The following is a 21145-nucleotide window of genomic DNA, read 5'->3' on the forward strand; positions in this document are numbered from 1 at the left end:
TGTGGCAGATCAGGGCTGGTTTCCGGGAGCCGGCGGGGCGCTCAGGGGAGGTGGGGCGATCGGCGCGGGGCCGGACGCCTCCCGCTCGCGGGCTGGCGGCGTCCGCGGCGGCGGCAGGGCGGGAGCGGAGGGGGGCTGGGCATCGGCGGCCCCGGGTGCTGCCGGCTGGTCGGTTTGCAGGGGGTCCTCGGTCGGCTCGAGCAGCTGCTGCCGCTCCTGCGCCTCCCGCTCCTCCATTCCCCGCCGCCGCTCCTCGAGGTCGGCCTCCTCCTGTTTCTGCTGCTGTTCCAGCTCAAGCAGGTCCAGATCTCCACGGATCTCCCGGGCGTCGCCACCGAAGCGCTGGCGCAGGGATTCCAGCGTCGTGCCGGGGGCAGCCTGGACATCGAAGCGCTGGCTGGCGCCCCGTTCCTCCTCACCGCCCAGACTCAGCAGGCGGAGGCTGGCGCCGTAGCTGAGCCCGAAGCAGAGCCCGATGATCCACCACACCCGCCAGTCCCAGCCAGAGCGGAATCCGGCGCGGGCGCGGGGCCCGCGGGGAGGGGTAGAGGGCCTGGCCGTGACCATCGACGTCAGCGCAATCGCTGCCATCTTGCCCAGCCGCGGCCGCGGCACCCATGCGCTGGGGCCGGTCGCCTCAGGTGGTGTAGTCGGCGTTGATGCGCACGTACTGATCCGAGAGGTCGCAGCCCCAGGCAAGGCCGCTGCCCGGGCCCTCCCCGACCTGCAGCCGAATCGCCACAGTGTCGTCGTCGAGATAGGAGCCCGCAGCCCGGGCCTTCAGGTAAGCGGAAGCCGCCGGACGGTCGAAGGCCAGGGGCTGGCCCGCCGCCATCAGCTGGTGCCCCCCCAGCCACAGGGCCACGGCCAGCGGGTCGAAGGCCACCCCGGCCCTGCCGGCGGCGGCCACGATCCGGCCCCAATTGGGGTCGCGGCCGTGGACGGCGCACTTCACCAGCGACGAGCCGGCCACGGTGCGGGCAATGACGCGGGCGCCGGCCTCATCGGCCGCCCCCTTCACCCGCACCTCGATCAGGCAAGTGGCGCCCTCGCCATCCCGAGCGATCGCCCGGGCCAGGTGCTGCGACACCGCCGTCAGGCCGGCCTCCAGCGCGTCCAAGTGTTCGGGGCCCAGGGGCTCACCGGCGGCAAAGGCCAGGAACGTGTCGTTGGTGCTGGTGTCGCCGTCCACCGTGATCGCGTTGAAGGAACGATCCACCGCCCGCTTCACCATGTCCTGCCAGACATCGGCCGGCACACCGGCATCACACGTCAGGGTGCCCAGCATCGTGGCCATGTCCGGGTGGATCATCCCCGAGCCTTTGGCCATGCCGCCGATGCGCACAGCGCGGCCGCCCAGCTGGGCCTCCAGGGCGATCTCCTTAACCACCAGATCCGTGGTGAGGATCGCCTCGGCCGCCGCGCCGCCGCCCGTGGGGCCGAGGGCGGCCACGAGGGGATCGAGGCCCGCCACAAGCACCTCCATCGGGATCGGCACGCCGATCACCCCGGTGGAGCAGATCAGCACCTCTTCGGGCGCCAGGCCCAGCCGCCCGGCCAGCTCGGCGGTGGCCCGCAGGCTGTCGGCCAGGCCGCGCTCGCCGGTGCAGGCGTTGGCCTGGCCGGAGTTGGTGAGCACCGCCCTGGCGTGGCCGCCGCCGGCCGCCAGGCGCTCGGCGCAGAGGTCGACGCAGGCGGCCCTCACTAGCGAGGTGGTGAAAGTGCCGGCGCACACGGCCCCCTGGGGCGCCAGCAGCAGGGAGAGGTCCGGCCTGCCGGAGGCCTTCAGGCCGGCGGTGACGGCGGCGGCCAGGAAGCCCTCCGGGGCCGTGACGCCTCCGGGGATCGGGGTCCAGGCGTAGGTCAAGGCGATGCGGCCACTGGGGGCATCCTGAAACGGCACGGACCAGAGTGGCCCGATGGCCCCTTCCCCCCAGCGCCGCATCGGCCTCACTGGCGGCATCGCCAGCGGCAAGAGCACGGTGGGGCGTCTGCTGGCCGAGCGCGGTCTGCCGGTGCTGGATGCGGATGTCTATGCCCGTGAGGCACTTGCGCCGGGCAGCCCCGGATCCGCAGCGGTGCTGGCGCGCCACGGGCCGCGGGTGGCGCTGCCGGGCGAGGGGGAGCCGACTCTGGACCGGGCGACCCTGGGGCGGATTGTGTTCAACGACGCCGCCGAACTCGGCTGGCTGGAGCAGCTGGTGCATCCGGTGGTGCGGCAGCGCTTCGCCGCCGAACTGGAGCGGCTGCGGGAGTCACCGGCCGTCGTGCTGATGATCCCGTTGCTGTTCGAGGCGGGGCTGGAGCACCTCTGCACCGAAATGTGGCTGGTGGACTGTGAGGAATCTCAGCAGCTGCAGCGGCTGATAGGGCGTGACCAGCTCGGGGAGACGGAGGCCCGTGACCGCATCGCCGCCCAGTGGCCCCTAGCCCGCAAACGGCTCCTGGTCGATGTGGTGATCGACAACCGCGGCAGCCCGGAGGCTCTGGCCCACCAGGTGGATCAGGCTCTGAACAGCGACCCGGAGCCCCTCAGGTGATGCGGCCCTTGCGAGCCCGAAACCACTTCGTGACAACCCATTTTGAGCCAATTTGCACTGGCATCGCCTCGTGCAGCGTGTAAGGGTTGGGAGTGCCTTCGGCCATCAGGTTGTTCCAGGCGAGTGCCATGCCCTGAATTGGCGCGTAACAACGCCCGAGTCGCTTAAAGCAGGTCTGCCCACCACGATCGACGGTGTTGAGATAGATCATCACAGTCCATGTGCGCTGTCCTCCGGGATTGGTGTGGGCAGCGAACTCATTGGTGCCAGGCTCAAACCAATCGGTGTGTTCCTTGAAGTACTGACCCACGTCATAACGCTGCCCCTGCAAAGGCTCAGAAAACGATCTCTCAACGCCAAAAAGAGCGACCAGCCGCTGCTCAAGCCGAGTCACCAGATCTGGATCCACACCACCGAGATGACAAGTGCGACTGGTGCGATAGCTACTATCGCCACGGGTGACCGTGGAGGGCACAAGGCAACGGTCAATCGCAGACATCAACTCCTCACAATCCTGGCGGGAGAGAAAATCCGGCAGTTCGTAAACCTGGGCCAATGGGGTGTCCAGCCGCCAGGCCCTCGGCTGGTAGTCTTGGTGCGTTAGCGGGACGGCAAACCAATCCAGCCAAGCAGGAGCATCGGCTGCATCCAGCGGGGCGGCTGAAGCCAAGCTGGCCTTGGCATCTGGAAACTGGTCAAGCACAGCCTCAATGGCAGCATGAGCCAGGCCGGCTTCGATTTCAGCTTTCTCCACCATTCCCTCGCGAGCACACCCACGAGCCTTGTTAAGGCGTAACCAGTCCTGCCAATCCTCAGGAACAGTGGCCACCAACTGGGCACGAGCAAGGCGTTGACAGTCCTGCTGCGCCTCATGCAGGCTGGCGAACTTACAGCGCAAGCTCCTGTAGGACACGGGATCCCAATCGAGGGGACGCCAGTGCAAGTACATGTTGCGGTAATAGTCCCCACGGAAGGGCTGGGTGCGCCCATGGGGACAAAGACTCTCGTAAAACAACATGCTGCCGGCCTCAAAGAGAACAGCATGGTGATCACCATCATGGCTAATGAAATCAAGCGGCCATGGCTGAACCGAACGGTCCGCTACGTGCAGGATGCAACTAACAACATGGGTATCCACCCGATCGCGATGAATGTGCAGAACCGAACCTGGCCCGTAACTACGAATGCCGTAGCCCCAGCTGCGCTCCAATCGACAACCAGCCCAATCCTCGATCAGTGGCGTGAGCTGCGAAAAGGCAAGATCCATGAGTTCATCGCTGATTGAGGCACAATCGATACGGGGAGCAGGTTCATCCACTGAGGAAATACCGTGCACCACAGCGGCGCCATAGTCAGCATCCGAATTCACTGCTTCAGCAATGGGCCTGAAGGTCAGGCGACCGTATTCAGCATCGATCGCGGCCTGCAGAGAAGCAGGTGTTTCCATCAGCTGGTAAGGCTGGGCCCCGAACCTGGGAAGAGCGATCGACATCTCAGAACTACAGAGTCATCCCGGCATGGAACAGCCCATGGGCTTCAGCCCTTCAGCTGCTCGCTGAGGATCCGGTTGGCCAGTTTGGGATCGGCGCGGCCGCCGGTGCGCTTCATCAGCTGCCCCACGAAGAAGCCCTGCAACTTGTTCTTACCGCCGCGGAAGGCCTCCACCTCCTCGGGGTGGGCCGCCAGCAACTCCGCCACGATCGTGGCAATCGCCGCCGGGTCGCTGATCATGCCCAGGCCGCGGGATTCGACGATCTCCCTGGCCGATCCGCCCTGCTCCAGCAGTTCTGGCAGCAGATCCTTGGCGATCTTGCCGCTGATCGTGCCCGTCTCGATCAAGTGCACCATCTCGGCCAGCTGCTCGGGCCCCAGGGGCAGCTCGGTGATCGACAGCCGGTTGGCGTTGACATGGGCGGCGATGTCACCCGTCACCCAGTTGGCCACGGCCTTGGGGTCTCCGCCGGCAGCCACCGCCGCCTCGAAGTACTCCGCCATGGGGCGCTCATCGGTGAGCACGCGGGCGTCGTAGATCGAGAGGCCCAAGCCTTCCGCGTAGCGGTGGCGCTTGGCGGCCGGCAGTTCGGGAAGCTCGGCGCGCCAGCTTTCCCGCTGGGTAGGTGTCACCTCGATCGGGCCCAGATCGGGCTCGGGGAAGTAGCGATAGTCGCTGGCCCCCTCCTTGCTGCGCATGCTCTTGGTGAGTTGCTTGCCCTCGTCCCAGAGGCGGGTTTCCTGCACCACCGGCTCGCCGGATTCGTAGGCCTTGATCTGGCGGGCGATCTCGAAATCGATGGCCTTCTGGATCGCTGAGAAGGAGTTCATGTTCTTGATCTCCACCTTGACGCCGAAGGGGGCTTCGGGCCCGCGGCGCACGGAGATGTTGACGTCGCAGCGCAGGGAACCCTCCTGCATGTTGCCGTCGCTGACGCCCAGGTAGCGCATGATGCGGCGGATCTCGGAGGCGTACTCGGCCGCCTCCCGACCGGTGCGCAGGTCCGGCTTGCTGACAATCTCGGCCAGGGCCACCCCGGCCCGGTTGTAATCAACGAGCGAATGGGTGGAGCCGGCCAGCCGGTCGCTGCCGGCATGCACAAGCTTGCCGGCGTCTTCCTCCATGTGCAGCCGCTCGATACCCACCTTTTTCAGGTAGGTGTCCTTGCCTTTCTCGGCCACCTCGACCTCGATCCAGCCGTCCTCAGCGATTGGCTGGTCGTACTGGGAGATCTGGTAGTTCTTGGGCAGGTCGGGATAGAAGTACTGCTTGCGGTCGAACTTGCTGTGCTCCGCCACTTGCAGGTTGAGGGCCAACGACGCCTTGACCGCGTACTCCAGCACCTTCTGGTTCAGCACCGGCAGGGTGCCGGGCAGGCCGCACACGACCGGATCGATGTGGGTGTTGGGCTCGTCGCCGAAGGTAGTGGAGGCGGCGGTGAAGATCTTGCTGGCGGTGCCCAGCTGCACGTGGGTTTCCAGGCCGATGACGGCCTCCCAGGCCCCCTGTTCCTTTGCTTCAGCCATGGTCGCGAGTCCTGCCGGCGCTGTCGGCCCCCCGCGCTCGGCCGGAAGCACTGGTGGCGATACTAGGCAGCGGCGGGCAGCCGCTTGAATGAAAGCCTTCCGAACTGGAGATGCGCGCCCTGGCTGGCCCCCTTCCCGACGCCGAACCCGTCCTGATCCTCGGTGGTGGCCTGGTGGGCCTGGCCATCGCCCATCAGCTGGCCCGTCTCGGCCGCTCCACCACCGTGCTCAGCCGCCGCCGCAGCGAGGCGGCTGGCTTCGTGGCCGCCGGGATGCTGGCCCCCCACGCCGAGGGGCTCAGTGGGCCGATGCTGGCCCTGGGCCAGGCCAGCCTGGAGCGCATTCCGGCCTGGGTGGCCCGCATCGAGGCCGACAGCGGCCTGGCCTGCGGCCTGCGCCCCTGCGGCATCGTCGTCCCCTTCACCACAGCCGCCGAGCGGGAGGCCTACCCCACGGCCGCCTTCGGCGAGCCCCTCGACCGCGCCGGCCTGGAGCGGCAGGTGCCCGGCATCGGGCCCGCCTGGCGGGCGGGCCTGCTGTTTGCCCAGGACGGTCAGATCGACAACCGCCGCCGCCTGATGCGCGCCCTGGAGCGGGCCTGCGCCGCCCTGGGGGTGCGCTTCGAGGAGGGCACCGAGGTGCTGGAGCTGCTCACCGGGGACAGCGGACGCCTGCGGGGGGTGCGGCTGCGCCGCGCCGAGGGGGGCGAGCACATGATCGCCGCCACCACGGCGGTGCTCGCCTGCGGCGCCTGGAGTGGCCGGCTGCTGCCCTCGCTGCCGGTCCATCCGGTGAAGGGCCAGATGCTGTCGCTGCAGGGTCCCAGGGCCAGCCTGGAGCGGGTCGTGTTCGGACCCGGCACCTACCTGGTGCCGCGGGAGGACGGCCTGCTGGTGGTCGGCGCCACCAGCGAACCGCAGGCCGGCTTCGATGACGGCCTCACCCCCGAGGGACAGAAGCAGCTGCAGCAGGGCCTGGTCGCCCTGCTGCCGGAGGCCGCCCTGTGGCCGCCGATGGAGCGCTGGTGGGGCTTCCGGCCCGGCACCCCCGACAACATGCCGCTGCTGGGCCCCGGACCCATCGAGGGGCTCTGGCTGGCCACGGGCCACCACCGCAACGGCGTGCTGCTGGCGGCCATCACGGCGGAGCTGATCGCCGACGCGATCACCGCGGCCGGCCAGGGCTCCTGGGCGAGCCCCGAACGGCTGGCGCCCTTTCGCTGGGACCGGCCCCAGCCTGCAGCCCCTGGAGCGCATACACCTCCAGGGGCACGGGCCAGCCTTTGAGGGTGTGGCTGCCCAGCGGCAGCACGGCCAGCTCCCCCGGCAGCAGCGCCAGCAGATCGCCGCTGATCAGGATCGGGTGCTCGAGGAACAGTCGCGTCAGACCCTCCAGGCGGCTGGTGACGTTGACGCTGGCCCCCACCACCGTGAACTCCAGGCGCTGGGAGGAGCCCAGGTTGCCGGCGATCACCTCCCCGAAGTGCAAGCCGATCCCGTGCCGCAGCGGCGGTGCGCCCGCCGCGGCCAGCTCAAGGTTCAAGGCCTCCAGGCGCTCCTGCATGGCCAGGGCGGCCCGCACCGCGGCCCGGGCCTCCTGGGCATCCCCACGGCTGCGGGGCACCCCGAACTCCGCCATCACCGCATCACCGATGAATTTGTCGAGCAGGCCCTCCTGCTCCAGCACCGCCGCGGCCATCGCCTCGAAGTAGCGGTTCAGCAGGGTGAACAGCTCGGCGGGCGCGAGCACGGCACTCAGGGGCGTGAACCCCACCAGGTCGCTGAACAGCACGGCGCAGCGGGCACGACTGCCCACGGCCTGGTTCCATACGGGCCCGGGGCTGCGCAGGATGTCGCGCAGCAGGGTGGGGGAGATGCGCCGGCTCAGCACCTGGTGCAGGTAGGCCCGCTCCCGGCTCTCCGCCAGCCCCTGGCCCACGGCCCGCACCCCGCCCCCGGCGACCGGAGCCAGCAGCAGGGCGGCCAGGGGCAGACGCAGCAGGGCCAGAGCCCAAAGGGCCCAGCCGGCAAGCAGCGCCGTCGCCGCCAGGAGCAGCACCACCTGCAGGGTCCCGCCGGCACTGGCAGGACGCCGCAGCAGCAGCCCCGCCACACACCCCCAGCCCAGCAGCAGCAGCCCATCCCCCGCCAGGGGCAGCCGGATCAGGCCACGGTTCTGCAGCACGTTGGCGAGCGCCACCGCCTGGATCTCCGTGCCGGCCATGGGGCCGACGGGCGTCTCCTGAAGGTCCCCCAGGCCCGGGGCCGTGACCCCGATCAGCACGGTGCGTCCCCGCCAGGTGGACGACGGCGCCTCCAGCACCCGCCAGGCCGGCACCCGGGGCATGGTGCCGGCGGGGCCGGGGTAGTTGAGCCCCATTGGTGCCACCGGCGGTGGCGCCGGACGCGCCAGGAAGGCCATCGGCCGGGGCAGGGGGGGCGGGAACGCGCCCAGCCTGGAGCGGATCCAGTCTTCGCCCGGCACCGCCTCCACCACCCCGCGGGGGGACTGGAGCAGGGTGGTCAAGCCGGGGGCACCCAGCTGGTGGAGGGGCCGCCGCAGCCGGCTCTGCTCCAGCCCCCCCTCCTGGCGCAGGTCGTAGTGGACGGCCAGATGCACCCGCTGCCGCCAGGGGGCGAGGCTGGCGGCGAAGGCCCGATCATCGGCCGGGCCGTAGCGGCTGGGCTGGCTGTACTCGACGTTGAACAGCACCCGGGCCGCCCCCCGCTCCAGCACGTGGGCCGCCAGCCGGGCCTGCAGGGCCCGCGGCCAGGGCCAGGGGCCCATCTCCCTCCAAAGGGGCGACGCCTGGCGTTCGCCCGGGGCCAGCAGCTCCCCCAGTTCCAGGGAGTCGGCATCGATGGCCAGGATCACCGGATCGGGGGGGGCGGGACGGGCCCCCCGCAGCAGGAAAAAGGCCTGCAGGAGCTGATCATCGAGCAGCCGCGGCCCCTGACCAAGGGGAGTGAGGGGGACCCGGTCAAGACCCGCCAGCAGGGGGAGGGCCAGGGCCAGCCACGAGAGCCGGCGCCCCAGGCCAGGCCTGGAGAGCATCAGGGGCTGAGCCCGAGTTCGCGCTCGATCACAGGCAGCGTCTGCATCGGAGCCTCGAAGCCATTCAGCAGCTCACTGTTCCGCCGCCGCTGCCGCGTCTCCGCCGCCTCCATCCGATGGGGGCCCTTCCAACCCTGGGGCGTGGCCTCCAGACGCTGGCCACTGGTCAACCGAAACAAGGTGCCGTCATTGGCGCGCACCTCCACGTCCCCCTCCCAGCTGAGGAAGAGCACGGTCTCGGAGGTGTCCTCGATGAAGACCGTGGTGCCCTGGATCGAGGCGGTGCCCACCCGGGTGCGGACCCGAAGCGGCGTGGTGCCTTTTGATCCCGGATCGATCCAGGCGATGATCCGGCCGCGGACCAGGTCGAGCAGGCTCGGCTCGATCCGCAGCAGGGCGTTACCCCCCAGCCGGAAGTTCCGCCCATCGGCCAGCAGGATCTGAAGCCGGCCGGGGTTTTCGGTGCGCAGCACGGTGGCAGGCCCGAGCACCTGGCCCACCAGGGCCGGCCGCTCGGGCGCCGCCTGAGGCCTCACGAACGCCGGACGCGAGGGCACATCCACCACCCGGGGCACCCGGGGAGCGGCCGTGACAACGGGCAGAACATGGGCCAGGCCGGAGACGACCACAGCCGCGGCCGCCAGGCTCAGCGTCCTGGGATGACGGAGGCACCTGCGCAGCACCATGGCCCGGGGACGCGAAGGTCTCCAGGATGGCCGCTCAGGGCTCGACCCGCCACACCTGGTCGGCCGGCGTCCACTCACACAGCTCGGAGGGCGCGAACCAGAGACCGATCTCGAAGACGGCTGTTTCCGGCGCATCGGAGCCGTGGATGACGTTGCGGCCGATGTTCACCGCCAGGTCGCCGCGGATGGTGCCGGGCTCGGCCTCCAGGGGCTTGGTGGCGCCGATCAGCTTGCGGGCGCTGGCGATCACCCCATCCCCTTCCCACACCATGGCCACCACCGGCCCGCTGGTGATGAAGTCGACCAGGCCAGCAAAGAACGGCCGCTCCCGGTGCACGCCGTAATGGCTTTCGGCCAGTTCGCGGCTGGGCACCAGCTGCTTCAGGCCCACCAGCTTGAAGCCCTTGGTCTCGAAGCGGCCGAGGATCTCGCCCACCAGGCCCCGCTGCACCCCGTCGGGCTTGATGGCGAGGAAGGTGCGTTCGGTGGCCATGGCAAAGGGAAAGGGGATCGGGCCATCGTCCGCGCTGGGCCTGCCGCTTGGCAAGCGGCCACACCACAGCAGCCCGCCTGGAGCGGCTGACTAGATTCCAACGGCAGTGCAGAGCCACCCAGCGCCCCATGGTGCTCGCCGATTCCCCCAGCGGCCTGCGCGCCGACAGCTGGAGCGCCGCCGACGGGGCCGCCCTCTATGGACTCGACCGCTGGGGCGAGCCTTACTTCAGCGTCGGCGCCCGGGGCCATGTGATGGTGCAGCCCCGCGGCGACCGCGGCGGCTCCCTCGATCTGGTGGAGCTGGTGCGGGAGCTGCAGGGGCGCGACCTGACCCTGCCGCTGCTGATCCGCTTCGACGACATCCTCGAGGACCGGCTCGAGCGTCTCCACGGCGCCTTCGAGCGGGCCATCGCCCAGTACGGCTACAACGGCCGCTACCAGGGGGTGTTCCCGGTGAAGTGCAACCAGCAGCGCCACGTGGTGGAGCAGCTGGTGGAGAGCGGCCGTCGCTGGCACTTCGGGCTGGAGGCGGGCAGCAAGGCCGAGCTGCTGATCGCCCTGTCCCTGCTCGACGATCCTGACGCCCTGCTGATCTGCAACGGCTACAAGGACCGGCGCTACATCGAGACGGCGATCCTGGCCCGGCGCCTGGGGCGCCAACCGGTGGTGGTGATCGAGCAGGCCGACGAAGTGGAGCGGATCATCGCCGCCAGCAGCGCCCTGGGCGGGGCGCCGTTCATCGGCATTCGCGCCAAGTTGTCAGCCCGCAGCACCGGGCGCTGGGGCAGCTCGGTGGGCGAGCGGGCCAAATTCGGCCTCTCGATCCCCGATGTGCTCACCACCGTGGAACGGCTGCGGAAGGCCGGCCTGCTCAACGACCTGCGTCTGCTGCACTTCCACGTCGGCAGCCAGATCAACGACATCGCCGTCCTCAAGGACGCCCTGCAGGAGGCCGGCCAGATCTACGCCGAGCTCACCCGCCTGGGGGCCCCGATGGGATTCCTCGACGTGGGTGGCGGCCTGGGCATCGACTACGACGGCAGCCGCACCGCCACCGCCGCCTCCACCAACTACTCCCTTCAGAACTACGCCAACGACGTCGTCGCCACCATCAAGGAGTGCTGCGAGCCCCACGGCATCCGGCCCCCCACGCTGGTGAGCGAGAGCGGCCGGGCCCTGGCCAGCCACTTCAGCGTGCTGGTGTTCGACGTGCTCGGAGCCGGCGGCCACAGCGACAGCGAGGCGCTGCCGCCGCAAGCCGAGGGCGAGGCCCTGATCCTGCGCAACCTGCGTGACACCCATGCGGTGATCACGGCGATCGCTGCGGGGGGCAGCGTCGATGGGGAGGACGGGAACGAGCGGGCGGTGGTGGAGCGGCTGCAGGAGGCCTGGAACGATGCCCTCAAGTTCAAGGAGGACGCCCTCACCGCCTTCCGGCTCGGCTACCTGAGCCTGCCGGAGCGGGCCACGGCTGAGCGACTCACCTGGGCGAGCTGCCAGGCGATTGCCTTCCAGCTCGAGGGCCTACCCACAGGCACCGTGATCCCCCAGGAGCTGCAGGCCCTGCCGGCGGCCCTGGCCGGCACGTACTACGCCAACCTCTCGGTGTTCCGCTCGGCGCCGGACACCTGGGCCATCGACCAGCTCTTCCCGGTGCTGCCGATCCACCGGCTGGATGAACGTCCCACCCGGCTGGGCAGCTTCGCCGACCTCACCTGCGATTCCGACGGCAAGATCGCCCGCTTCATCGATCGGGGCCAGGTCAAGCCCCTGCTGGAACTCCACAACCTGCGGCCCGGAGAGCCCTACTGGATCGGGCTGTTCCTGGGCGGGGCCTACCAGGAGGTGATGGGCAACCTGCACAACCTCTTCGGCAGCACCAACGCCGTGCACATCCGGCTGGCGGCCGGCGGCAGCTACCGGGTCGAGCACGTCGTGCGGGGCAACACCAACGCCGAGGTGCTGGAAGCGATGGAGCACAACCCGGCCCTGCTGCTGGAGCGGCTGCGTCTGGCCAGCGAGCAGGCCATCGGCCGGGGCGACCTGGCCATCAGCGACGCCCGGCGCCTGATGGCCCACCTGCGGGCCAGCCTGGAGCAGACGACCTATCTGGAGGCCTGACCTTCCCTGGAGGCCTGATCCCGGAGCGACACGGTGAAGATCTCCACCTCCCCCAGACTCTTCACGGGCTGGGCCCCAAGGGAACGGGAGTCGAGGCCCGCATCAGCCTGAATCAGGCTGGCGGTCTGGGCGTCGCAGACCACCGCCGCGTCCACAGTCCGGGTGGCCGACTCCAGCCGGGCCGACAGGTTGACTGTGTCCCCGATCACGGTGAATTCCATCCGGCGGGGGCTGCCGATCTGGCCCACCATCACCTGGCCGCTGGCCAGACCGATGCCGTTGTCCAGCGTGGCGATGCCGCGGCGGCCCCAGTCCTCGTTGAGGCCGGCCAGGGCTTCTCGCATCGCCAGGGCGCAGCGCACCGCCTGGCTGGCCTCCTCGGCCACCCCCCGGCTCACCGGTGAGCCGAACACGGCCATCACCGCATCGCCGATGAACTTATCGACGGTGCCGCCATGGGCCATGACCACTTCCACCATGGCGCCCAGATACTCATTGAGCTGGAGCACATGCAGCTCACTCTGGCCTTCGCCGCTGCGCTGCTTGGTGAGGACCGTGAATCCCTTGATGTCGGTCATCAGCACGGTCACCTCCAGCAGACGGCCGCGCAGGATGCCCTGGGCCGATTCCGGATCGGAGAGAATCTCCGCCACCACCCCCGGCGCCACATAGCGTTCGAAGGTGCGGCGCAACCGTCGCCGCTCCTGCCCCTCCCTCAGGTAGGCATCGCCGCCGTAGAGCAGGCCCAGCAGGGCCAGACCCGAGACCGGCGCCAGAAGCGGCAGCCAGCGGTGGGCCTGCTGCAACGCCAAGGTGACGGCGGCGCCCTGGAGCACCAGCATCAGGGCCACCAGCACGAGACGCCCGCGCAGGTTCACCCGTCGCCGGGCCGCCGCCAGCACGATCAGCAGGGGCACCAGGGCCAGCAGGGCCCGTCCCGGCGCGCTTCGGGGCCAGGGCTGCAGACCATCCCCCTGCAGCGAGTTGGCGGTGGCGGTGGCCAGCACCTCCAATCCCGACAGGTTGCCGAAGGGGGTGGGGTAGCCATCGGCCCCCTGGGCGACGACGGGACCGAGCAGAACCACCGAACCGGCCAGGTTCTTGCGCAGCGGATGGCTCTTCCAGCGCTCGGGGTCGAGCACTTCCCAGGCCGGCAGACGCTGGAAGCTGCCCTCCGGGCCATAGAAATTCAAGGCGCTGAGACGGTCGTCCTGGCGACTGCGGTGCCCCCCCAGCCGCAGCAGCGTGGAGGAGAGGGCCCTGTGGCCTTCGGCACCACGGGCGACGAGCACGCCGCTGGCGTAGGCCTCCGGGTGGCGGCTGGCCTCGCTGGAGGTGCCGGCGAGGATGTTGGTGAGCCCCAGGGAACCGGTGCCGCCGATGGCCGCCAGGAAGCGCTCCGGCCGCACGAAGCTGAGGGAGCCGGCCCCCTGGGCATCACTGGATTCGAGCATCTCGGCCGCCAGGGCGACACGGCCGGGGTAGCGCCGCAACCGCAGCTCGAGGGCCTCATCATCGGCCTCCCCCTTGCCGCTGGCACCGGCGAAGACCACGTTGACGGCCACGGACTTGGCACCGGCCTGCAGCAGCTTCTCCGCCACCATGCCGTAGGTGGCGCGGGGCCAGGGGAGGCTGCCGACCCCCCTGGCCCATTCCGGGATGCGGCCCTCCTCCCCGAACCAGTCGCCCTGCTGGAGGGTGGCGTCATCGACCGTGACCAGCACCACGTTCGGCGGGGGGCGCCGCGGACCGCGCAGCAGCAGCAGTTGCTGCTCCACACCCCGTTCCCAGACCCTCATCCGGGGCCCTGGCCAACCGGAGCTGACCCCCACCCAGGCCAACACAGCCAGCACGAGGACGCTGAAGGTTCGGGACCGCGCCATCTCGTCGTACCCCTCCCGGTGGTGGTGGCGTTAGCGCCTGACAGGCCCCCATCATCGGGGAAGCCGCCTTGGCGGACGCAGGCTGGTGCCTACGGGGTCCGCTCTGCCACGGGGCTCCAGAGGGTGCAGATGGCCACGACCCGGCCGGAACGCTCCAGCCGCACACAGTCGATGGACCGGGCCCTGGGACGGTTGATCAGAATCTGGGTGTGCAGGGGCGAGCCCATCCAGCGCGACACGATGGCCTCCGGGTTCCAGGCGCCGGCCGGCATCGGGCAGGCGATCACCTCACTGGTGGGCATCAGGTTGGCCGACCCCGCCATGCGGTTCTGGAACGCATCCCAGAGGGAACGGTCGTGGTCACAGTCGCCGCTGGCCAGCACCCCCTCCAGCACCGGGGCCAGATAGGTGGCGTTCTGGGCGGCCAGGGCTGCCGGCAGGGGTTGCAGGGCGGGGCGCCCGCCCTGGGCCCGGTAGCGGTTGATGATCTCCACCAGGGGGTCACGGCTGAGCGACGGGCTGGTTGGGGCGGGGATCACCCCGGGGAAACGGCGCTGCACGAAGGCCTCCAGCGCCGCCATGCCGGGCAGGGGAGCCGTGAACCCCTCGAACAGGGGCCCCCGCAGGATGGCGGCGTAGTCGTCCGCCGTCAGGGGTCGCTGCCAGAGCAGGGCCCCCTGGCTGGAGAGCCCCACCCTGGTGCCCCCCGCCACGAGGATCGGCGCCCCAGGCAGGGGCCGTCCATCGGCAAGGGGCTGGAGCTCCACCGAGCCCTCCAGCACCGCCACCTCCTGCTCGCCGCCGTCGCGCAGGGTGATCACGTAGTTGGTTCCCCGGGTGCTCAGCCGCGAGGAACGGGTGCAACCGTTCTGCGAACCGGACACCAGGATCTGGCCGCTGCTGAGCAGAAAGCAGGTGCTGCCGAGGCGCAACTGGGTGAAGCGGTTGAGGCGGCCAGCGGCTCCACTGGCAAAGCCCAGCTGACCGCGGCTGTTCTGGGTGCGGACCAGTTCGGGCGCGAGAGCTTTCTCCATCAGGCGGGCCTGACGGCGCTCGATGAAGAGCTCATTGCCATCGAGAATCTCCTGGACCACCGCTGATCCCGCAGGGGTGGCCGCACTGGCGGCGGGCCAGGCCAGGGCCGCCGCCAAGGCCGTCAACAGGAGCCGGTGGGATCGCATCAGCGACTCAGAAGAAGCGCGGCAGGCCGAAGGGCAGCGACGGCGGACTGATCGGCACCGGCAGGTTCGCCCCCGGCACCCTGGAGCGGATGTAGCTCTCCAGGGAGCCGTAGGCGGGCAGCGGCACCCGGAAGCCCTGAAACAGGGGGCCGCCCAGGATGCTGTTGTAGTCGCTGACGCTGAGCCCCAGGATCGCCAGCACCACCCCGGCGGGCGAGAGGCGCAGCTTCTGGCCCGCTTCCACGGTGGTGGCGGGCTTGCCGGTGGGCTCCCCATCGACGAGGGGTTCCACCTCCACCGATCCCTCGAGCACGGAGATCTCGGCCTCACCCGTCTCACTGACGTCGAGAAGGTAGTTGGTACCCCGCACGCTCAGGCGGGCCGAACGGGTGCAACCGCTCTGCTTGCCCGAGACCAGAATCTGGCCCTTCTCGATCAGGAAGCAGCCCTGGCCCAGCTTGAGCAGGGCGAAGCGGTTGAGGCGTCCGGCGGCGCCGCTGTCGAACCGGATCTGACCACGACTGTTCTGGGTGCTGACCTTCTGGGGGGCGACGGCCTTCTGCTTCACCTTGGCCGTCTTGCCATCGATGAACATCTCGTTGCCATCGAGGATCTCCTGCACAACGGCACTTTCGGAGGCCTCCACCGGCAGCGGCCCGACGGCCGGACCCGCCAGCAGGATCAGGATCGGCAGGAACGACAGGCTCGGCAGGGCGCTCGACAGGCGGTGGCGCATTCGCTCAAGGCTGCGGATTCGGATGGCTGCATTCTGCTCGGCGGGGCCCAAAACGCATCCCCACGCCTCAAAAGCATCACCGGGCGCAGAAGCGCACCGTCAGGCTGAGTCGGTCCTTCGGAAGCGCCAGCTCGGCCGGATCGAAGGGCGGGGCCGCATCGGCTGCGGCGGCACGCATCAGCATCGGCCGCATCTCGTTGCCATCCAGCTGCACCTCCAGGGGGTGGAGCTGGCTCAGGCCGACGGCGGCGGCCACCTCCCGGGCCTGGGCCAGGGCGTCCTGGTAGGCCCCCCGCAGCAGCTGGCGCCGCACCACCCCATCCAGGCCGCGATCGGCCTCGGTGCCCACCGGCGCCAGACGCACCCCGGGGAGGGCGCCCACCTCCCGGATCAGGGCCTGCAGCCGCTGGGGCAGCAGCCGGCCGCTGACCTGGAGGCTGGCCGTCACCGCCGCCGGCCGGTTGCGTTCGGCGGGGCGCTGCCAGGTGCTTGGCGAGGTGACCCTCAGCTGCTCCACCTGCTGCCCCTGCAGGGCCCTCCTCACCGCCGCCAGACGCTCCTGCAGGCTCTGGAGTGCCCCATCGGCCGTGGGTGCCTCCGCCTCCAGCGACAGCGAAAACGACAGCCGGCGGGTGGGCCGTTCCTGTTCAGCGCTACCCCTGGCCTCCAGCAGGGTGCCCTCGCAGCGCAGCTGCACCTGGCCGACAGCGGCGCCTGGCCAGACACCGACCGCCGCCAGACCCAGCAGGGCGGCAAAGGAGCGCAGGCGGATCGGGCGCATCGACTTGGAACGGCTGCCCCCAGCCTGCTCTCCCCAGGAGCCGAAGACCAGGGTCGGCGGCAGGATGGGGCGATCGAAGCGAGCGCCTTGGCCCTGCTGCAGATCTGGATCAGTGCCCTTGTCGCCACGACCGGGCTGCTGGTGCTGGCCCGCCTCTGCCGCCACAGACAGCTGCCAGCCGTGCCGCTGCGGTTGCCCCTGCTGGCCATCGCCGCCTGGGCACTGCTGAGTTCCCTGCCGCTGCAGGGGTTGCCGCCGGCCTACCGGGTGTGGGTGCTGCTCACCGACGACCTGCTGCTCACCTACGCCGCCATCCTCCTCACCCTCTGGGCGACCCTGCAGGTGCCCGCCCACCTTGGGCTGTGGCGTCCGCCCCCCCAGCTGCTGATGCAGTTGCTCACCCTGGGCAGCGGCGCCCTGGCCACGGTGGTGCTGGTGCGGCAGTCGGCCCGGCTGGATCTGGTCGGGCTGGTGACCACCTCCGCCGTGCTCACCGCCGTGATCGGCCTGGCAGCCCAGGAGTCCCTCAAGGATTTGTTCGCAGGCCTGGAGCTGCAGCTGGGGGACGACTTCACCGAAGGCGATTTCCTTGAGCTGGACCAGGGGGTGCGCGGGGTGGTGGTGCAGGTGAGCTGGCGGGACACCATGTTGCGCAACATGGACGGTCAGCTGGTGGTGGTCCCCAACAGCCTCGTCACCGAGAGGGTGCTGCGCAACCTGGGCCGCTCCGGGGCCGTCAGCAACCGGTTCAGCGTCGGCCTCGACTACGACCTGCCGCCAGCCCAGGCCAGGGCCCTGCTCGAGAAGGTGGTGCTGCAGCATCCGAAGGTGCTGCGGGAACCGGCCCCCCGCATCCGGGTCCAGGAGTTCCAGGACAGTGCCATCGCCTACGAGCTGCAGGTGTGGCAGCGGGAACTGGGGGATGGCGCCATCGGCGATCTGCGCAGCGACCTTTTGGAGCAGATCTGGTATGCCCTGGCGCGGGCGGGCCAGAGCATTCCCTTCCCGGTGCGGGAGCTGCAACCGCGCCGCAACCGGGACCGGCCCCAGCGTCCCAGCCGTCCCTCCCCGCAGCAGTGCTGCCAGACCCTGGCCAGCGTGGGGATCTTCACCGAGCTCAGCGGCGAGCAACGCAGGACCCTGGTCGAAGGCAGCCACCTGGTGGCCTATGGCCCCGGCGAAGCGGTGGTGCAGGAGGGGGCCGAGGGCCGCTCGATGTTCCATGTGCTGCAAGGGACGGTCGAGATCCTCAAGGAGTTGGAGCCGGGCCACACCGTGGCCGTGCGCCAGCTGGGGCCGGGCGAGGTGTTCGGCGAGATGACCCTCTTCCTTGATGCCCCACGCAGCGCCACAGTGAGGGCCACCGAGGAATGCCTGCTGCTGGAGGTGGACCGGGCCAGCATCAAGGCCCTGCTGGACGAGAACCCCGACCTGCTGGAGCGCTTCGCCGCCATGGTGCAGGAACGGCAGGCCGAACTGAAAAGCCTGGATCGCGAACAACACACGGAACGCTCCAATGCTCTGCTGGACACGATGAAACGGCTCTTCTTCGCCTTCACGGGCACCTGATGGACAGCAAGAAAGGGCCAGGGTCAACGCTGTCCTCCCTGCTGGCGCGGCTGGGGTTGCGCCACATGGGCGATAGCGTCCGCTCGCTCGTGCCCTATGTGGCCGCGGGCCTGTTGCTGCTGGCGCTGCAGCGCAGCCCCATCAACGAAACCCTCAACCTGCTGCTTTACGACCTGATCACCAGCCTGCGCCAGGCTCCGCCCGGCACGGACAAGCCGATCACGATCATCGGCATCGATGAATCCGACCTCGCCACCTACGGGTTCCCCATCGACGACAAGGTGCTGTGCGAAGTGATCGACCGGCTGAGTGCCGAAGGGGCGGTGGCGATCGGCCTCGACATCTACCGCGACCAGGGCGTCGGCCCCGACCAGGCCTGCCTGCGCGAGCGCTTCCGCAGCAATCCCCGCCTCGTATCGATTTTCAATGTGGCCGAAGCCATCGACCCGGTGCCGGGGACGCCGGACCATCGGCGCGGTTTCAACGACCTTGTGCTGGATGCCGATGGGGTGATCCGTCGCGATCTGGTGCATGTGGCCGGCCAGGACGAAGCCACCGTGTCCCTGCCCCTGCGCCTGCTGGAGGTGGGCAAGGGACAGCGGAGCCTGCGGCAGCGGCTCGACAAGGGCAGCGAACCGGGCCCGTGGCTGGAGCCGGCGTCGGGGGGCTACGACCAACTGGATGCCGCGGGGTTCCAGCAGATGCTGTCCTTCCACCAGATCGGCAGCTTCCACCTCTGGAATCTCCAGGATGTGCTCGGCCGCAGGCCGATCCCCGCCGACCAGATCCGCGACCACATCGTGCTGATCGGCAGCACCGCTCCGAGCCTGCGCGACCTGTTTCCGGTGCCCCAGACCCGCTCCGCCCTCGGGGAGAAACAACTGCTGGTGCCCGGCGTCGAGATCCATGCCCACCGGCTGGCCGCGCTGATGGACCGCAATGTGGCCGGAGACCCGCGGCGTCTGCGCACGCTTCCAGGCTGGGTGGAGCGACTGGCCGAGGTGCTGGCCGTGGTGCTGGGGATCGCTCTGGGGGAAGCGTTCCGGCTGCTGCGCCGCAGCGTGCTCGTGGTGGTTCTGGTAGCGGCGGTGATGGTCGGTGGCGCCGTGCTGCTGCTCTACAACTTCGTCTGGGTCGGGTTGAGCCTGCCCCTGACCGGGCTGATCGCCATGGCCGGTGCGGCCTGGGTGCGCCGGGGCGCCTCCAGCCAGAAGCAACGCCAGCAGATCGAGCGGCTGCTCGGCCAGACCACCTCCCCGGCCGTGGCCCGCCAGCTCTGGAACCAGCGGGATGGACTGCTCAGCGACGGGCGCTTCGAGGGACGCCAGCTGCCGGTCACCGTGCTGATGTCGGACACCTGCCAGTTCACGAGCGTGTCGGAACGCCTCACCCCCGGGGAGCTGCTCGACTGGCTGAACCGTGGCATGGCCCTTTTCGTGCCGGCGATCACGCGACGGGGCGGCATGGTCAACAAGTTCACCGGCGACGGTCTGCTGGCGGTCTTCGGTGCTCCCCTGAGCAGCGGCGAGCAGTCGGATGCCAAGGCCGCCGTCGATGCCGCCCTGGCCATTCAACGGGCCGTGGTGAGCCTCAATGAGGAGCTGGAGAAGGAGGGGCTGCCGGCCATGGGCCTGCGCGTCGGTGTCCACTCCGGCCTTGTTCTGGCGGGATCGATGGGCAGCAGCGAACGCCTGGAGTACGCCGTGATCGGCGATGCCGTGAACTGCGCCTCACGGCTGGAGAGCCTGAAAAAAGATCGCCAGAACAATCTCTGCCGGGTGCTGGTGTCTTCCAGCACGGTGGAACTGCTGCCCACGGGGCTGCCGCTGGAGTGGCTCGACTGGGGAGAAATGAACGTCAAAGGGCGCAGTGAACCCCTGCGAATCTGGGAGCTGCGCGGTGGCCTCAGACGGGACAGCGCACTGGAATCCGCTCCGGCCACTGGGCCGTGATCAGATCGGCGAGCCCAAAGGTGGCGCCAACCTCCTCCCGGGACACGCTGGAACCACAGGACCGTTGCAGCTTGACCAGGGAGGCCTGCACGACCGTGTCCTCCTTGGAGGCTTCCGTCACGAGCAGACTCAGGGCCGGCGGCGAATCAGCCGCCACGAAGTTGAGCGGATCGGCCGGGGTGGGGTTGGCCGCTGCGCCGGGGCAGATGTAGCTCGATTCCCACATCGTCGGCACTTTCACCGGGGGCAGCGTCAGCAGGGTGATGCCCGGAGCGGAGGCCGGCAACACCCGTCGCTGGCCCGAGGCCATCGCACCATCGACGGTGCCGTGGCCGCTCAACGGGCGGAAGGTGATCTCCAGAGGGCTGGGGGAAGCGCTCGGGCCTTCGAGCACGCCGAGAAAACGGGCCTTGCCGGGAGCGAAGACACTGCTGGACGGCACCAGATGGGCCAGAAGGCGACTGGCGCATTCACCCCGGGTTCCTCCCCCGACCCGGCGGCCCGGGAAGCTCTTGCGAAGATCACTCTGGGCCTGGGCTTGCGGTGGCTCCATCGCCACCATGGGAGCCAAGGTCAGCAGGGAAGCGGCCAACAAAGAGACGCGATCGCGACGCGAACGGCCCATGAGGACGTTTCGGGCCAGGCGAGGGAGCTGGACAGCCATAGGGGAATCAGCAACCTTTCTCTTCATTGGAACCAGAGCGGTGAGGAGGCCTGCCGAATCGCCAGGAAGGCCCAGAGGAGCTTGCAGATGATGTGAAGCGCCTGATCAAAGGACAGGGTCCACAGACGCCGGCACTTGCCCACGTCAATCAACAGATGCAAAACCCATTCTGCCACACCCAACAGGGGTGACTGGGTCACCATCCCCACCAGAAATCCATGGATGGCGGCGTGGGAGGTGAGCCACCATCCCCATCCAAGGGTGACCCCACAACCAGGGCATTTCTCCCGAGCCATGCGGTCACTCTGAAGCCCGAAATCCCCGACGAAATGGGCCATGGCCAACATCAGAAAAACGTTGAAGACCGCTGAAAGATCAGGCACTGAATGAAGAACTGAGTTGACCGGAAACGATGGTTGAGAAGGGCTAAGCGCTAGGGATCTGGACACGAGTGCCGTGGCAGAT

General features: G+C 69.4%; 17 protein-coding genes and 1 pseudogene. 5 read left to right on the plus strand and 13 right to left on the minus strand.

What is annotated here, in order from left to right; genetic code table 11:
• Positions 1–9: 9 nt before the first annotated feature.
• Entirely contained in the window at positions 10–591 is a 582-nt protein-coding gene (locus KBY95_RS06565; RefSeq protein WP_254964165.1) for a hypothetical protein, read from the minus strand.
• Between the two features lie 46 nt (positions 592–637).
• Entirely contained in the window at positions 638–1903 is a 1266-nt protein-coding gene (gene argJ / locus KBY95_RS06570) for a bifunctional glutamate N-acetyltransferase/amino-acid acetyltransferase ArgJ (RefSeq protein WP_396094881.1), read from the minus strand.
• Positions 1904–1919: 16 nt separating this feature from the next.
• On the opposite strand from argJ, the gene coaE reads away from it, so the two are divergent.
• Positions 1920–2540, plus strand: coding sequence for a dephospho-CoA kinase (gene coaE / locus KBY95_RS06575; protein WP_254964166.1), 621 nt, complete (start codon positions 1920–1922; stop codon positions 2538–2540).
• Here coaE and KBY95_RS06580 read toward each other — a convergent pair.
• Both KBY95_RS06580 and gatB read right to left on the minus strand, forming a co-directional pair.
• Complete coding sequence (locus KBY95_RS06580; protein ID WP_254964167.1) at positions 2533–4032, minus strand: 2OG-Fe(II) oxygenase; 1500 nt, start codon at positions 4030–4032, stop codon at positions 2533–2535. The genes coaE and KBY95_RS06580 overlap by 8 nt on opposite strands.
• 44 nt (positions 4033–4076) lie before the next feature.
• The gene (gene gatB, locus KBY95_RS06585; RefSeq protein ID WP_254964168.1) at positions 4077–5558 is read right to left on the minus strand and encodes an Asp-tRNA(Asn)/Glu-tRNA(Gln) amidotransferase subunit GatB; all 1482 of its coding nucleotides are present in this window, start codon (positions 5556–5558) and stop codon (positions 4077–4079) included.
• 110 nt (positions 5559–5668) lie between these two features.
• Here gatB and thiO point away from each other — a divergent pair, with 110 nt between their 5' ends.
• Positions 5669–6844: a glycine oxidase ThiO gene (gene thiO / locus KBY95_RS06590; RefSeq protein WP_254964169.1), complete on the plus strand. Its 1176-nt coding sequence runs from the start codon at positions 5669–5671 to the stop codon at positions 6842–6844.
• Between the two features lie 22 nt (positions 6845–6866).
• Here the strand turns inward: thiO and KBY95_RS06595 are convergent.
• The 3 genes and pseudogenes from KBY95_RS06595 to ndk all read right to left on the minus strand — a co-directional run.
• A pseudogene (locus tag KBY95_RS06595) lies at positions 6867–8612 on the minus strand (CHASE2 domain-containing protein); the annotation flags it as partial.
• On the minus strand, positions 8612–9298 hold the full coding sequence (locus KBY95_RS06600; RefSeq protein ID WP_254964170.1) for a FecR family protein: 687 nt from the start codon (positions 9296–9298) through the stop codon (positions 8612–8614). The pseudogene KBY95_RS06595 and the gene KBY95_RS06600, both read right to left, overlap by 1 nt.
• Positions 9299–9332: 34 nt before the next feature.
• Entirely contained in the window at positions 9333–9791 is a 459-nt protein-coding gene (ndk, locus tag KBY95_RS06605; RefSeq protein WP_254964171.1) for a nucleoside-diphosphate kinase, read from the minus strand.
• A gap of 128 nt (positions 9792–9919) precedes the next feature.
• Here ndk and speA point away from each other — a divergent pair, with 128 nt between their 5' ends.
• On the plus strand, positions 9920–11914 hold the full coding sequence (gene speA, locus KBY95_RS06610; protein ID WP_254964172.1) for a biosynthetic arginine decarboxylase: 1995 nt from the start codon (positions 9920–9922) through the stop codon (positions 11912–11914).
• Here speA and KBY95_RS06615 read toward each other — a convergent pair.
• From KBY95_RS06615 to KBY95_RS06630, 4 genes are all read right to left on the minus strand, one after another.
• On the minus strand, positions 11899–13797 hold the full coding sequence (locus KBY95_RS06615) for an adenylate/guanylate cyclase domain-containing protein (protein ID WP_254964173.1): 1899 nt from the start codon (positions 13795–13797) through the stop codon (positions 11899–11901). The two genes, speA and KBY95_RS06615, sit on opposite strands and share 16 nt — an antisense overlap.
• A gap of 89 nt (positions 13798–13886) precedes the next feature.
• Positions 13887–14978, minus strand: a complete 1092-nt coding sequence (locus KBY95_RS06620) for a hypothetical protein (protein ID WP_254964174.1) — start codon at positions 14976–14978, stop codon at positions 13887–13889.
• Positions 14979–14985: 7 nt separating this feature from the next.
• Positions 14986–15714: an iron dicitrate transport regulator FecR gene (locus KBY95_RS06625; RefSeq protein ID WP_254964175.1), complete on the minus strand. Its 729-nt coding sequence runs from the start codon at positions 15712–15714 to the stop codon at positions 14986–14988.
• Positions 15715–15790: 76 nt separating this feature from the next.
• Entirely contained in the window at positions 15791–16495 is a 705-nt protein-coding gene (locus KBY95_RS06630; protein WP_254964176.1) for an SIMPL domain-containing protein, read from the minus strand.
• A gap of 87 nt (positions 16496–16582) precedes the next feature.
• Between KBY95_RS06630 and KBY95_RS06635 the strand changes: the two genes are divergently transcribed.
• Entirely contained in the window at positions 16583–18064 is a 1482-nt protein-coding gene (locus tag KBY95_RS06635; RefSeq protein ID WP_254964177.1) for a mechanosensitive ion channel family protein, read from the plus strand.
• Positions 18064–20016, plus strand: a complete 1953-nt coding sequence (locus tag KBY95_RS06640) for a CHASE2 domain-containing protein (protein WP_254964178.1) — start codon at positions 18064–18066, stop codon at positions 20014–20016. Before KBY95_RS06635 ends, KBY95_RS06640 begins: the two co-directional genes overlap by 1 nt.
• Here the strand turns inward: KBY95_RS06640 and KBY95_RS06645 are convergent.
• Both KBY95_RS06645 and KBY95_RS06650 read right to left on the minus strand, forming a co-directional pair.
• Positions 19970–20608, minus strand: coding sequence for a hypothetical protein (locus KBY95_RS06645; protein WP_254964179.1), 639 nt, complete (start codon positions 20606–20608; stop codon positions 19970–19972). The two genes, KBY95_RS06640 and KBY95_RS06645, sit on opposite strands and share 47 nt — an antisense overlap.
• Positions 20609–20703: 95 nt before the next feature.
• On the minus strand, positions 20704–21027 hold the full coding sequence (locus KBY95_RS06650) for a DUF3307 domain-containing protein (protein ID WP_254964215.1): 324 nt from the start codon (positions 21025–21027) through the stop codon (positions 20704–20706).
• Positions 21028–21145: the final 118 nt, after the last annotated feature.

Origin of the sequence: Cyanobium sp. Aljojuca 7A6 (assembly GCF_024346455.1) — a bacterium.
Lineage (GTDB): Bacteria > Cyanobacteriota > Cyanobacteriia > PCC-6307 > Cyanobiaceae > Cyanobium.